The sequence below is a fragment of the Shimia fortis genome (genome assembly GCF_040225985.1).
Lineage (GTDB): Bacteria > Pseudomonadota > Alphaproteobacteria > Rhodobacterales > Rhodobacteraceae > Shimia.
Genome location: NZ_JBBPEU010000001.1, coordinates 177,612 through 192,901, shown reverse-complemented (window position 1 = coordinate 192,901; position 15,290 = coordinate 177,612). Strand labels below are relative to the sequence as shown.

Below are 15,290 nucleotides of genomic sequence, written 5' to 3'. Positions count from 1 at the left end.
CGCGCTGTCAGGACCTGTCGTTACACACCGGTGCCACTGAAGACCACACTCACCGTCCGGGCGATGACCTTGATATCTGTACCAAAGGTCAGGTTCCGGTCGTATAGCGTGTCGTAATGCGCGCGCTCGGCAAAGCTGGTGACGTTCCGCTCGGACGTCTGCCAGAAACCCGTGATCCCCGGGCGCACGCCAAAGTAGTCTTTGCCGGGATACAGGTCGACCTGATCCACCATCATAGGACGTGGCCCAACAACCGACATTTCGCCCACAAAAACGTTCCAGAATTGCGGCAATTCATCCAGAGAACTGCGCCGCAGAAAACGCCCAAACGGCGTGATGCGCGGATCATGACGCAGCTTCTGGTGATGGTCCCACTCTTCTTTGGCTTCGGGGTTCGACTCGAGATAGCTGTTCAACAGCTGATCGGCGTTCGGCACCATGGTGCGCAATTTCACCATTTTGAAAACACGCCCCTCAAGGCCGACGCGTTTTTGCAGATAAAACGGGTTACGCCGATCCTTCAGGAAGATGATCGCAGACAACCCGGTAACGATGGTCAGAACCGGGATGGCGATCAAAATGACGAACAGGATGTCAAACGGACGTTTGATGAAGTCGCGGTACGCGCTCTTGGGTTCGCCGACGGCGGCATAGCCCGCTTTGAAACCCTCTTCTGAATACATCGTCATCTGCATTCTACCTTAAATCTGGCTTTAGGCCCCCACCCAAATCCAAATAGTGAGAGGACAAAGCAATCATTACAGGGAAAACAGACGGTGTTTTCCCCATGTTTATTTTGCCCTATGCGGTACCGGCAGGTGTCAGAGTCCCCCAGTGGACTAACTCCGGCTTCCCGAAGCGCTCCCTTACCTCTGTCCGATAAAGGCAAGAAAAAGACATATTCAACTTTTTGTCTAGTAGCCCCAGGGTTGTGTTTTTTTGTAAGTGTTTGAAAAAATTTAAGATTTCAGAAAATTTGATCCAAAAATTTATTTTGAATTGCCCAATTGTTGCCTTATTTCCTCAACGTCTGTCTGCACTTTGGTGACTATTGTGCTGCATTCCTGGTACTGTTTCCGATCGTGAAACCACCCCGAATCAATTCATATCTTTAAAACTGACGGATTGTCCCCATGGGAAAACTGCAGCGCTACTTGCCACGGTTGTTGCCATCAGCCAGAAGCACGGCCCATGAGCTGCACAACCACAAAAGCCGCGCCTGCAAAGACAACGCCTAAGAACAACAGTGTCAAAATCTCTTTCGCGAGCCGTTTCCGACGCGCTGATGATGTCTCGATTTGGGGGAAGGTGACCACGGCACTCAATCCGGTTTTGCGGGTGAGCTGTGCGTCGTTCCAGATAACAGGGCTGCGCGCCTCGAGCAGCAGAACAAGGCCGGTGGCAATCGCGGCACTTGCGATCATCCCAAGCGCCAAGTTGCGCTTGCGGTTGGCTGAAAGCGGCTGCTCCGGCACGAGTGCCTTTTCCAGAACCTCGAACTTGTCGCCCTTTTGACTGGCTTCGAGCATATGCTCCATCTCTGCCTCGGCGCGACCGGCCGAGATGGCAAGGTATTGATCTGTCAGCTTCTGAAGCTCAAGCTGCATTGTATTCAACGTCTGTTCGACTTCTGGCGCGCGGGCGATGGCGTCGGACAGTTCCTCAGCCTCGGCTCTGTAAAGGTTTTTCTGCTCTTCCAAACGTCGGATGCGATTGGCCTGGATCGACGAAGACGAGGTCTGGTCACCACTTCGCAGCCCAATGATTTCACTATCGAGTTCGAGCTCGATAGCGCGCACGTCGGCCAGCCGTTGGCGTTGTTCCTCAAGCGCGCCTGGCAAAGACGATGAGTTCTGGCGTTTGTAAGCGGCCAGTTGTTCTTCCAGTACGATGATCGCCTCGCCGACACGCCGTTCTTCGCTGTCGTAAAACGCCAGTGACTCTTCGGCACGCGCACGACGGCGCTGTTCGGTCTGGACCAGAACGTTGTTGACCAACTCGTTGGCAATCGCTGCGGCCAGCTCGGGATCATCCCATTTCACCATCACGTTCAGCGCGGTTGGGCTAAGATCCTGCCGCCATTGCATACTCGGGTCGGCAATCTGCACGACGCGGGCAGCAAGGCGCAACTGGAACACCTTCTCGGACATTGTCATGTCAGGTGCGTTGGAAAAAAGTCCGTACTTTTCAATGATCGCAATCAGATTATCCCGCGCCATCACGCGCTGTTCGATGATTTGCAGCGTTTGAATGGCCGCCGCGTTTCCGACAGTGGTGCCTGTGTCCTTGACCGAGGCCTGCTCGATCTGAATCACGGCAGAGGATTCGTACATGTTCGGCTTGGACATGACATAGGCCAACGCAGCCAGCGTTCCGAGGCCGACAATAATGCTCCAACTCACAATCCGTCGCCGAAGTGTACTTAGAATTTCACCCAATGACTGGTTCACTGCTCAATCGATTCCTAGGTCTTTAGTGCGCGTGATGCCTGCGTTTCTTGTCGAAGGTAAGGCGTTTACGTGGAAATCCCTTGGGATGTGACCTCTACCGCAGACTTGGCCATGAAGGAAATCATCTTTCCGTCAATAAATGTAAAGCCACCGGTCAAAACGTCGCCGGCAGCAAAGGGACCAATCTGTTCGGTGAAAGTGGCCGTGAATGCAGACACACCAATCGCGACTTCCAAAGCGTCAAAGCCAAACAAGGCGCGCGTGATGGGATATTGGCATTTGTAGGCGCACTCTTTTGCACAGAAAATCAATCTGGCAAGCCGCAAACGGTCACTTTCAGGCTGTTGGGCGAGCCAGTCTTGTTCGCGCGTGGTGCAGATTTCTGGGACCAGATCTGCATCAAGCGGAATGTCAGGTTCGATGTCGATCCCGAGTGATTGCCAGTTTTGCGAACGCCCTACCACCGCAACGCATTTTTGCGCATCATGGGAAATGCTTCCGACAATGCCGGGCGGCCACTTCGGAGATCTGTCAGCGTACATTTGAACAGATCGCGGGGCTTCGCCGAGAGCGCGCATTGCCTGCCGTGCCGCGTGCCGGCCAGCAGTAAACTCCGCCACCCGACGCGGCAGAGCGGTGCCCATATAGGCGCGCTCTTCGTTAAACAGCAAGGCGCGGGGATCGCCAATTTCGCAGTCTCCAACGCCAATGCCCTCGGGAAGAATGTGCCCAAGGGCAGAGGCCAATGCACCTGGCATCAAGCGCGCACCCTTCGTCGGCTACGCATAGCCCGCCGCTTTGCCATCGCCTCGGATCTTTCCGTGGCGCGCTCATCCGGAGAGGTATCTTTTTCCATGTTGGGAGCGGGCAGCGCCCCGCCACCCAGTTCATCGACTTTTTGAGCCAGATCCGAAAGAATCGGGAACCGGAAAATGTCGGTAATGCCAAGCTTGGGCACATCCAGGTCTTGCCGGATTTCGCGGTGGGCCTGCACCGCCAAGAGAGAATGGCCGCCAAGGTCAAAGAAGTTGTCGCCTGACGACACCTCGGATAGCCCCAAAACCCGGCACCAGATTTCAGAAATGCGTGTCGCTGTTTCGGTGGCCGGTTGTTTCGCGACAGCGCGGCCGGCAGGTTTGCTTCCCTTTTCCGATGGTGCGGGCAGAGCTTTCCGGTCCACCTTTTTGTTGGGTGTCAGGGGGAAGTCCTGCACGGTCACAAAATGCGAAGGGACCATGAAATCCGGCAACGCCTCTTTCAGAACGGCCCGTAAGCGGTCTGTGTCATTGGCTGCTGGCCCACGCAAGTAGGCAACAAGGCGCGTGTCGCCGGGCGTGTCTTCGCGCGCCATGACGACCGCCTGCGCGATCCCAGAGTCAGCTTCGAGCAGAGATTCGATTTCGCCCAGTTCAATCCTGTACCCGCGCAGTTTGACCTGATGGTCTGCCCGACCGAGGAAGTCCAGTGTCCCGTCGGGCTGCCAGCGCACGAGATCCCCTGTCCGGTACAAACGCCCCGTCGTACCATTAATGGTATCGGCCACAAATCGGTCTTCGGTCATTTCTGGGCGTTGCCAATAACCGGGGGTGACACCATCGCCACCAATATACATTTCCCCCGGAACCCCGACCGGCGTCGGAGCCCAGTTTTCATCAAGCACATAGATCTGCGTGTTCGCAATCGGTTTGCCAATGCTAACCACGCCATCGGACGGCAATGCCTCGGCCGTGGTCGACCAGATCGTGGTCTCTGTCGGCCCATACATATTTAGAATTTTTGCACGGGTCAGTTCGCTCAACTCGGCCACCAGCGCACCAGGCAAAGCCTCACCTCCGATCATCAGGTGGTCAAGCTGGCCAAGCGCAAAACGGGCCTCGTCATTCATGGTCAACATGCGCGCCATACTGGGGGTGCACTGCAGATGGGTCACCTTGTGGCGCAGGATTTGTGCCGCAATCGAGAAATCATCTTCGGCCAGAACCCCAGCGGTATTTGAGCGTTTCAGCACCTCTGCAACGAGGGCGAGGCTTTGCAGGACGTTGTCTTTGTCAATGCCATAGTCAATGAGGCACGCCACTTCGCTGACACCGATTTTCTTGAGTTGTTCAACCCGATCCAATGCGTCCTGAACCGTGCCAAACAAACCTGAGTCTTCAAAATACCGCAGGAAGGCAAAATCGAGAATGCTTTCGAGTTCGTCTTCTGACAGAATGCCGAGATCCAGATCAAACGCCGAATTCACACCATCCGGCCGTTTGAAAGCCGGGAACGCCCAAGCGTATTGTTTGATCAGCCCAGCCGCGCTGCGAAGATAGTTTTTCATGGGTTCGCGTGCGATTTCGCGTGCATGTTCCCTGTCATCGGCAAGGAACGTGTGCAGCATCAGCGTGACCTTGAAGTTTTCTGGATCAAAGCCGGATGCGCGTAATTCGGCGTGATAGAGACTAATTTTTTCTGCCACTTCGTCGATGCTTTGCCCTAGGAGATGGGTCAGTATGTGGGCGCCCGCCCGTCCAGCCTGTTTCCAGGTTTCGGGATTGCCCGCTGTGGTGACCCAGAGTTCGATCTCTTTCGAGACCGGTCGCGGCTGGGTCACAACCGCGTGCATCGACCCATCCTGACGGGGAAATTCGACCGGTTCGCCCCGCCACAATGCGCGAAGCTCTTCCATTTGTTCGAACATGGCATCGCGGTTGCGCGGGGGGGTGTTTTCAGGACGCAAAACGAAATCATCCGGTTGCCACCCCGACGCAATGGCCAAACCTGCGCGCCCCGCTGTCAGGTTGTCGATCACCGCCCATTCTTCGGCAAGCCGCGCGGTATGGTGTAGCGGCGAAACACAGCTACCCGCGCGGACCCCAATGTTCTTGGTCACAGCGGCAACTGCAGCCCCGGTCACAGAGGGGTTGGGGTAGGGGCCCCCAAACGCATGGAAGTGACGTTCTGGCGTCCAGACGGCACAGAACCCGTGCTGGTCGGCGAATTTGGCGCCCTCAAGCAGGAGTTCATACTTCTTGGGTCCGGGGGCGTCATCATTGCCCCAGTAATAGACGGAAAACTCCATACCTGTGTCGCTGGTCGGGACATGGCCGTTCGAGATTTGGGTGCGACTTTCATCACCGCTCAGCACCAATTTGAACCCCCGCGCCAGGCTGTAGAACAGTTCAAGTACGGAAATATCAAACGACAAGCTGGTCACCGCAAGCCACGTGCCTGCCGGGTCGTGGTCGACCCGTTCATCCATCCCAGCAAAGAAATTGGACACGTTTTTGTGCGATACCATCACGCCCTTGGGCACGCCGGTCGAACCGGATGTATAGATAACATACGCAAGCGTGTCTTCCGACAGCGACAGATCAAGGTTTGACACTGCGGCACCCGAAATTCTCAGATCGCTGTCGATGAACAGCAACGCCGCATCGCTCTGTGGCAGCGTTTCTGATAGTTCAGTCTGCGTAACGATGACCTCTGCGCCACTGTCTTTGATGTAATGCGCAATCCTGTCCTCGGGATATGTCGGATCCATTGGCACATAGGCCCCGCCAGCTTTGAGGATGGCTAGCGCGCCTATTAACAGATCCAGTGACCGGCGACAGTAAAGCCCAACCAAAGCGCCGGGCGTCACCCCCATATCCGTCAGAACTCGAGCTGCCTTGTTCGCCCGCTCGTTCAATTCCCGGTATGTTAGAGACTGATTTTCGAATATCAGGGCAACGGATTCGGGCGTTTTCTCGACCTGCTGCTCGAATTGATGATGAATGCCTGCCTTTGCGTCGTAGGCAACGTCCGTCGCGTTCCAGAGGTGCAACAGTTCATCACGCTCACCCTGTGGCAGTGCGTCCAAAGATCCGACGAAGTCAGTCACTGGCGCCCGCTTCCATGCAGCGGAAAGACAAACAAACCGCTCTGCCAGACGTTCCGCATGAGAGGCGGGCACTCTGGAAGCGTCGTAGAAGAACACGGCCTTATCTGCCGAGACAGCGATCGTAATGGCTGCACCATCGACATGGGCCGAGTTAGCCTCAAAGCAAAGGGCGATATCCGGGGTTTCCAGAGGGCTAAGCTTAGGATCACGCAGGACGAGGTCGCAGGCAAAAGTATCCTTCGTTTCCAGTGTCTTTAAAGTGTTGCCAACCCGTTCTTGCAGTTCACTCAACGAGCTGTGCTGTTCGTCTTCAACCCGCAAGGGCACCCACGGGTTCAGGTATCCTTTGGCGGCTGGAACAGGTTTATGAAATGCCATGTCGCACGGGGCAGGGACACCGCTGCGCAACGCCCAGACCGAGGCAATAGCCGCGATCTCCGTTGCTGTGAACCCATCGGCGACATCAATTTCTATCCTGCGAATATCCGGCAGATCGCCAGCAGCAGTCACCAGCGGCAATCGCGACGCGTGAAAGCCAGGTAGAACTTTTCTCCAATATGTTTCATCTTTCAGAACCCCGGCAGTGGCCTTGGTCAATTCCTGCGCGCTGTCGCGTTCGAGCGACGGCAGTGTGGCGCCAACAGAGACAAGGCGCAGGGGCGAGATATCACGCCCTGCACTGTCCGTGATTTTTTCAAGAACGATACTGCCTCGCCCGCAAGCGACGATCAGGCTTGTGTCGTCACAAGCCAGCACGGCCCCCGGTAACCCGCGTCCTGCCGAGGGTGGCGCCAGATCGGCGCGGGCAACACAAAGTACTTTGCCGCCCGCAACAATTTTGGGACAACATAGCGGGTTCCAGTAATCACCATGGTCCAGCGCCTTGACCAGTGCAACAAGGTCTTCGGCATCTTTGCGAAAGTCCAGTCGCGCTGCCGCTTCGGGTCGGCTTGAGCGACCAAAATAGCTGCGCCTGGAGAAGTCCTGCGGCTTTGTGCGCACAGGATCCTGCACGAGCATGTCCATCAGTTCGGGGAAACTCTCAATTGCGGCTTCATAGCACTTGGTGTTTAGCGTCAATGCCGTGTCGGTTGGCGTGATTTCAAACTTGCGCTGCAAAAGGATTCCGCCCTTGTCGGCACCCGCCGTCATTAAATGCCAGGTGATGCCATGTTCGGTTTCCCGGTGGATCCGCGCCCAAACAGGTGCGTTCAATCCGGCATAGGCAGGCAGGGGGCCATCGTGAAAGTTCACAGCACCGCGGCGTGGCATCTCGAGAACGCGCTGGTCCAGCATGTCGAGGTTCGCAATGCTCAGAAGCCAGTCAAATTCATGAGAAGAAAGAGTCTCAGAAAGGTCTGTGTCAGAGGACACAACTTCTATTCCCGCCTGCGTCGCCCAGTGTGAAATCTCGTCTGACCGCGTCACCACGGCCTTGATCCGGTGCCCTGCATCGCGCCACATTTGGGCGCATTGGACCAGCAGTGACTCGTTGCCGATCAAGATCGCAGTTTGGGTCTGTTGGGTGGTCATGAGACACCTCCCTTTGTGTGTGGCAAGGGTGAATAGGACGGCGCGGCGCGCGCATTCGGGGCGCGCCAGCGCAGGTCATGTGCAATGAGATCCAGAAGAAACCGATCAGGATCGCGTCGGTCTTTGCGTGTCAGAACGCGCCAGACACGCCAGAGACATCCCCCCGCGAAATGCGCCATCGTTGCAAAAGCAGCGTAAAACTTTCCGTGGTTCATGGTGAAGTAATACCGGCGTGAGTCGAACCAATAGGTTGGCATCCGGCTCCACGTTTTCATTCCCGTGGAAACCGAGCCGATATGGGTTACTTCGCTGTCGCGGACATAGACCGTCGTCCAACCGGCACGTCGCGCCCGCAAGCACAAATCCGTTTCCTCGAAATACAGGAAGAACCTTTCGTCAAACAGGCCAATGACTTCAAGAAGCTCTGGCCGGATGATCATGCTGGCCCCGGCCAGCCAATCCACTTCGCAGGTTTCTTTCGGCAGTGGCAATGGCACGACATGCCGATCGAGAACGCGGCTGACTGGGCCAACGCGCGCGGCACCTTCAAATTCGCCCTTGATCGTCGGAAAACGGAACGCCGTGATATGGGGAGCACCGTCCGGCCCGTGAATATAGCTCCCTGCAATGCCCACCTCGGGGCGCGCTTCCATGACGTCGACAAGGCGACAGATCGCGCCTTTGTCGGGAAATGCATCCGAGTTCAGGATATATACATAATCGGGTGAAACCAGTTTCAGGCCGGTGCGGATGCCAAAATTGTTCCCGGCCCCAAAACCGCCATTGTGGCCGGACTCGACCAAAGTCACCCTGTCGCCCCAGCCGCGCTTCTGCGAGGCCCTTTGCAGCCGTTCGAAAGACCCGTCGCCCGAGTCATTGTCGACCAAGATAAGGTGCCCGCGTAACTCTTCCATCTCTTTCAGCGCCGCATCTACGGCATCGGCCGTCATATCCGGCGTGCGGTAGTTCAGGACCACCACGAGAAGGGTCACAGATCGCGTCATTCCGCAGCCTCTTTGGCAATCTGGCGCTTAATCTCGCGTTCTGCGGATTCAATGATGCGTTTCATGCGGGTCGCCAAGACACGGACATTCGGTTCAAGCACCATGGAGTCGTGATCGCCGGGAACCTCGATCACTTCGAGGTCGTTGACATATTGCCCCCAGTCATTGTCATGGAAGACATAGGCGCGCTGATGATCCACCAGTTTACCATCGCCCAGATCCCATTTCCCCGACAATGGCGGGCGGAACAAAGCCATGCGGCCATCCCAGGGACGCATGGGATAGCGTGCCACCGCACGCAGGAACGCGGCTTCGATCTCGGCATTGTGGAACTGCGTGTCCGAGGTGTCGGTCTCTGACGTATTTTCGACGGGACGGCGTTTTTCCATTTCCCAGCGAATGCGGTTCTGCACCCACTTTGCCGGATAGGCGAGACCACCGGACCGCAATTCTTGCATCTGTATTTTCAAGCGGTCTTCGAAACTCAATGCGCGACGGACGGGCAGCGGAGTATCCAGAAGGATCACAAGGCCGATCTCTTCGCCAGCGGCCTCGAGTTGATGGGCGATTTCATAGGCCGTTATACCGCCCCCTGAAAAGCCCCCCAAAAGATACGGGCCGTGGGGCTGTACATGCCGCATTTCTGCGATGTAATCCGCCGCGGCCTCGCGCAGGTCGTCATGTGGCGCTGCATCGCCATAAAGACCGCGAGCCTGGAGCCCATAGAACGGACGGTCGGCACCGATAAGGTGCGCAAGGTGGCGCAGGTTGAGCACATTGCCGAACATCCCTGCGACAAGGAAGAAGGGCGTTCGCGGCCCACCTTCGCCGCTATGCATCGGGACAAGATGGGTGAACCGTCGTGCCGGTTCTTTGGTCTGGCCCGGCGTAGCAATATCATCTGTGCCTTCTTGCGGGCCGACCTGTTCTTCAATCAGAGCTGCACACTTGGAAATCGTGGGCGCTTCGAACAACACCGAGATCGGGAATTCGATACGATAGGTCTTTTTCACCATCGCAAACAGGCGCACAGCGATCAGGGAATGCCCGCCAAGATCGAAAAAGTTGTCTTCCACGCCGACCTTGGAAACCCCGAGTAGGTCTTGCCAGAACCCGGCAAGCGTGCGCTCGATATCATTTGATGGCTCGACAAAATCGGTTTCCAGCTCTGGGCGTTCGAAACCTGCGTTCACGCTCTCGGTCGCGCCGGATTGGGTGGCGGCCTGTTCCATCAAGGTATGAAGATCCAAAGACGAAAAGAGCACTTGCGACAGGCCCGAGGCCAGCCCAGCTTCGAATAGCTGTGCCCCATCCTCCGGTGGGATACCCTGAGACATGTTATAGGCCAGACGCTCTTCCGCGGCCGACGTGGGTCTGTCATTTCTGTTCGAGGTGATTTCCACCTCGTTCCGACGCAGAGGCGGGGCCGCAGCGAACCCAACCGAAGTCGCGACCTTCTTGATTGTCAAACCAGAGACTGAGATACAAAGGCTGCCGTTTTCATCTGTGAGGTCGACGTCAAAGCTGGCTACGCCACTGGCGGCGTCGCCTGACACCAGCCGCACATGGCTGATCAATGATGCGGGTAAAGGTTTCCAAACGTCGACTTGCGCATAGGACACAGGTACCCAAAGGTGCGCCGCGTGATACCCGGGAATTAGGTTCATCGCCCAGCCCGTTGCAAGATCGAGAAGACCTGGGTGCAGGGCAAACCCGTTCTCACCCAACTCTGTTTCGTACGCCGCCCCAAGCGAGAGATGTGCGACACCTGTGGCGCCTTTGGTCTGCATGGACCGCAAGACTTTCCATCGCGCCCCAAAATTGAGATGAACTTCCTGTGGAGACGTCACGGATGCTGCTGTCGGATCAATTTTGAGAGCATCAGGAGGGTCGATGGCAGGGCTTGCTTTCCCATGCAGCGGCACAAGCCGCGCTTCGGCGTGCAACTGATATGCGTCCTGCCCCTCAAAGCGGCATTTGCTCTTAACCTCAAACTTGTATCCCTCGTCCGATCGGATCAGCCGGACCCGCATCTTGACGTTCGAACCATCTTCGACAGCCAGCGCTCGCAGGAACGTCAAATCGCGAATCTCGAAGGGACCGGTTTCGCCTTGCGCGCGCCAGGCCTCTGCCGCGAGTTCGAGATACCCTGTCCCTGGGAAAACTGCTTTTCCTTCTTTGGTGCGGTGTTCCGAAAGAACCCAACGAGATTCGCAGGATAGGTCAGATTGGAATATCCGATTGTCGTTTTCGTCAAACCCCGCGCCGTCTAGAAGGGGCGCGTCGATGGGGGTCAGAGGGACTGGTTCATTGGGGCCCGAAAAGGCCGACACGGCATCTGCTGCCATGCCGACATCTGCCCAAATACCCCAGTTGATCGCGACAACGCGTGTTTTGTCGCCCGATCTGGACTGGGCGTAAGCATTCAGAAAGGCATTCGCGGCGACATAGTCAATTTGTCCTGCGGGCGCCGTTGCCGTGCTCGAGGACGAAAACAGCGCGAGCCAATCAAGGGTCCCGTCCGGAAAAACGGCCTCGAGAACCTCGGTTCCGTGTAGTTTAGGCGCCAGCACGTCATCAAGTCCCGCAGATGTCTTCGTCAGAAACGGAGCATCGTCGATCACGCCAGCGGCATGAATGACCCCATCCACTTTTCCAAACCGTTCGCGGATTTCTTCCGCAACGCGCTGCATATCGTCGAGGTTGCAGACATCGCCATCAACGCAAAGCACCGTCCCGCCGAGGCTTTCCAAACGTTCGACAGCCCGAATTCTCTGGGCGATGCGGTCATTCGGGCCGCGGCTTTGTAGATACCGGGGCCAGTCCTCTCTTGGAGGAAGCGCGCTGCGCCCCATCAGAACAACATTGGCCTTTGCCTGTCGTACCATCCGTTCGGCCAAAGTGATGCCAATGCCCCCGAACCCGCCTGTAATCAGATAGGTAGCGTCGTCTTTCCAGGCAGGGGGCTTTGCGGTCAGGGTTTGTTTACGATATCCTCGGACAAACCGTTTCGGACCCCGGTAGGCAATGATGGCGTTGGCAGGCGGTGAAAGAATTTCTTCCAGAAGCGACTCTGTTGAAACATCCTCCGGTGCCACATCAACGAGGCTACAGGTCAATCCAGGCATTTCGCGTGGAATGACCTGAACGGCGCCAAGAACGGTTGCTTTTTCGGGATAGGGCAAGGCCTCGTCGCGCAACTGAACCGCCCCAGAAGTCAAAACGGTGACGTGAATCGGCAGTGGCAGGCTCTCGTCGGTCATGGCCTGAGCTAGTAAAAACAGGCTGAACAGACCCTGTTCCTGATTGCGATGGAAGAAACTGCTTCCGGGCCTGAAGCTTTCTTTGTCCGTGAACAGCCACATATGCAGCACGCGGTCCGGTGCCCGTCCGTTGCTCATGAGATCGCGTATCAGGGCGTCATAGCCTTCGCGTCCCCGTTCTGGCGCAATCACATAGTGATCTTCCCGGATCTTTCCGTATTTATCGCCGGCCTCGACAATGGTGGCATGATGGCCTGCTTCTCGAAGGGTATTGGCAATGTTAGAGCCTGTTTTCTGATCATCATCGAAAACCAGCCAACTGTGTTTTTCAGCTTGTTCAAGCTCTTTTACAACGTCGATGGCGCAGGCCGCGTATTGCGGGGTCCAACTGGGTACGTAGCTCCACTCACCACGGTCCGCTTCGCGGACAAGGTCAGCCTCGGGCAGACTCTGCTGTTGTGTACCGGGTTCTATGAAAAAGGGCGACTTCTGAAAGGCATAGGTCGGCAACACGACACGCTGACGAGGTGTGTCCCCCCAGATCTGTTCCCAATCCGCATCGACCCCGCAGGCCCAAAGCTGTGCCAGAACTTGCAGGAAATACAGGTCATCGGGCAGATCTTCGTCGGGGTGCCGCAAACTCGACAGGATTTTGTCGGAAGGTATCTGGCCGCTCATCCGCGTGAGCGAGCTCAGGGCTTTGCCGGGACCAACTTCGAGATAGATGCGGTTCCTGTTTTGAGAGAGGGCCCCAATTCCATCTGAAAACAGAACCGTATTGCGCAGGTGCGCCACCCAGTAATCCGGATCGGTTGCCTCTTCTGAAAGAAGAACGGCGCCGGTTCGATTGGATATAATGTCAATCTCTGGGGCATGCAGGTCGATTTGCGTCAGATAGGAACGAAAGCCCTCAAGAATAGGCTCTAACATTGCGGAATGTGCCGCAATATTGATATTGATGCGCTGGGTCTCGATCTCGCCCGCCGAGAGTTTTTCGGCCAGTTCGATCAAAGCTTCATCCGGGCCAGAAATCACGGTCAATGCAGGTGCGTTCACCGATGCGATGTCGTGGCGTTCATCAAGATAGGGCGTGACCTCGGCAAGCGACATCGGAACACTGAGCATACCGCCTGGAGCGACCGTATCAAAAAGCTGGCCACGCAAGAGAACCAACCCGAGGCAATCCTCAAAGCTCATCACACCCGCAATCGCGGCGGCGGTATTTTCCCCCATAGAGTGGCCGATAAGGGCATTCGGTGTGACCCCCCAGCTGATCCAAAGTTGCGCCAATGCATATTCGACAATCATGATGAGCGGTAACTGTGCGGAGGGCCGCGCAAGCGTTTTACGCGCCTGTTCTGCGGCCGCACCTTCGGACAGCCACAAAGATTTGAGATTGTCCTCGGTTTTCGCCTCTAAATAAGTGAAACCACGGTCCATCCACTCCATGAAAACCGGTTCGGTTTCATATAGGTCGCGCGCCATGCCCACATATTGTGCCCCGCCGCCGGGAAACATGAAGACCAGTTCGGGATCGTCCAGATCCGCGCTGTGGGTGAACACCCGCCGGGGATCACCCGCTTCAAGAAGTTGTGCAGCTTCTTCATTGCTTTCGGCAATAACAGCGCGGCGTTTCTCGAAGGCGCGGCGACCTTCCTTGAGAGTGAAAGCAACATCTGCGAACGGTTGGTCCGGGTTGGCGCGCAGGTGGGCGGCAAGGTTGGCCGTGTTGGCATCCAATGCCTTTGAGCTCTTTGCCGAGAGAACGATTGGCAGGAAGGGCCAGTCTGCCTCTTGCGAAGGCGGGCGTATAGGGGCCTCTTCCAGAACCACATGCGCGTTGGTGCCGCCAACCCCGAGCGAGTTCACCCCCGCCCGTCGCGGCCCCTTCGCGCTGGTCCATTCGGTCAATGTGTCATTGACTCTGAACGGGCTGGTTTCAAAATCAATCGCCGGATTTGGCTTTTCGTACCCCAAGGACGGCGGCATCTCTTTGTGATGCAACGACAGGGCCGTTTTGATAAGGCTTGCGGCCCCAGCCGCCGTATCCAGATGGCCAATATTCGTTTTGACTGACCCAATACGACAATACCCGATATCGTCGGTTGTTTCTCGGAACGCTTCGGTCAGGGCAGTAACTTCGATCGGATCGCCCAGATAGGTGCCTGTGCCGTGGCACTCGACATAGTCGATAGTATCCGCCGGAATACCAGCCAGCGCGTGGGCGTTGGCTATGGCCTCCGCCTGTCCGTCGACGCTCGGGGCAAGGTATCCGGCCTTGGCCGACCCGTCATTGTTGACATTCGACCCTTTGATGACGGCCCAGATATGGTCTCCGTCTGCGATGGCATCTGACAGCCTGCGCAGGACAACAGCGCCCGCACCGCTTCCGAAGACCGTGCCTTGCGCGCGATGGTCAAAGGCATGACAGTGGCCATCTGGCGATAGAATTTCTCCTTCTTCGAACACATATCCGCGCCTGTGTGGCAGTTCGATCGTGACTCCCCCCGCAATGGCCATGTCACATTCACCATTCAGCAGGGATTGCGCGGCGTAGTGCACCGCCACCAGAGATGTGGAACAGGCCGTTTGCAGACCCAAAGACGGGCCTTTCAGATCAAGGATATGAGACAGGCGCGTGCTTAGGAAATCTTTGTCGTTGCCGGTATGCCGCAACAAGAACATTCCGGTATCGCGCACCAGCTCCGGGTTCGAGCAAATATTGAAATAGAAATAGCTGCCCATCCCGCAGCCCGCGAACACGCCGATTGGACCGTTAAAACTTTCCGGAGGATGCGCCGCGTTTTCAAGCGCCTCCCAGCTGACCTCGAGAAACTGGCGGTGTTGTGGGTCCATGATGGCGGCTTCCTTGGGGCTGAGCCCGAAGAAGTCGGCATCGAACTTTTCAAAATTATCAAGAACCGCAGCCGCCGGCACATAGTTCTTGTGGCGTATCTTCGAAGGCAATTCGCCCGCGTCCAACAGCTCACTCTCGCTGAGGCGGCGAATGGACTCGATCCCGTTGCGCAGGTTTTGCCAATATGTATCGATATCGGCAGCGCCCGGCAAATGGGCGGCCATCCCCACGATTGCAATGTCGTCTTCGGTCGAAACCTGATCAGAGTCAGCCATGGATTGCCTCAAAACGGAAAAGCCAATTCCGGTGGAATTAGCA

Annotated in this window: 6 protein-coding genes; all 6 read right to left on the bottom strand. The window is 56.5% G+C overall.

Going from position 1 to position 15,290, the window contains the following annotated elements:
* Window positions 1-20 precede the first annotated feature (20 nt).
* The 6 genes from WNE31_RS00845 to WNE31_RS00820 all read right to left on the bottom strand — a co-directional run bounded on the left by WNE31_RS00845 (window position 21) and on the right by WNE31_RS00820 (window position 15,247).
* A complete protein-coding gene (locus WNE31_RS00845) occupies window positions 21-689 on the bottom strand; it encodes a sugar transferase (RefSeq protein WP_349977690.1) in 669 nt (222 codons plus the stop codon).
* 483 nt (window positions 690-1,172) lie between these two features.
* Complete coding sequence (locus WNE31_RS00840; RefSeq protein ID WP_349977689.1) at window positions 1,173-2,450, bottom strand: Wzz/FepE/Etk N-terminal domain-containing protein; 1,278 nt, start codon at window positions 2,448-2,450, stop codon at window positions 1,173-1,175.
* 65 nt (window positions 2,451-2,515) lie between these two features.
* Window positions 2,516-3,121: a 4'-phosphopantetheinyl transferase family protein gene (locus WNE31_RS00835; protein ID WP_349977688.1), complete on the bottom strand. Its 606-nt coding sequence runs from the start codon at window positions 3,119-3,121 to the stop codon at window positions 2,516-2,518.
* Window positions 3,122-3,207: 86 nt separating this feature from the next.
* Window positions 3,208-7,848, bottom strand: a complete 4,641-nt coding sequence (locus WNE31_RS00830; RefSeq protein ID WP_349977687.1) for a MupA/Atu3671 family FMN-dependent luciferase-like monooxygenase — start codon at window positions 7,846-7,848, stop codon at window positions 3,208-3,210.
* Window positions 7,845-8,852: a glycosyltransferase family 2 protein gene (locus WNE31_RS00825; RefSeq protein ID WP_349977686.1), complete on the bottom strand. Its 1,008-nt coding sequence runs from the start codon at window positions 8,850-8,852 to the stop codon at window positions 7,845-7,847. Before WNE31_RS00825 ends, WNE31_RS00830 begins: the two co-directional genes overlap by 4 nt.
* Entirely contained in the window at window positions 8,849-15,247 is a 6,399-nt protein-coding gene (locus WNE31_RS00820) for an SDR family NAD(P)-dependent oxidoreductase (RefSeq protein ID WP_349977685.1), read from the bottom strand. Before WNE31_RS00820 ends, WNE31_RS00825 begins: the two co-directional genes overlap by 4 nt.
* Between the last annotated feature and the right edge of the window lie 43 nt (window positions 15,248-15,290).

Excerpts from the sequence above, each read along its gene's own strand:
- WNE31_RS00845 (WP_349977690.1), bottom strand. The coding sequence starts at position 689 with ATGACGATGTATTCAGAAGAGGGTTTCAAAGCGGGCTATGCCGCCGTC.
- WNE31_RS00830 (WP_349977687.1), bottom strand. The coding sequence starts at position 7,848 with ATGACCACCCAACAGACCCAAACTGCGATCTTGATCGGCAACGAGTCA.
- WNE31_RS00820 (WP_349977685.1), bottom strand. The coding sequence starts at position 15,247 with ATGGCTGACTCTGATCAGGTTTCGACCGAAGACGACATTGCAATCGTG.
- WNE31_RS00825 (WP_349977686.1), bottom strand. The coding sequence starts at position 8,852 with ATGACGCGATCTGTGACCCTTCTCGTGGTGGTCCTGAACTACCGCACG.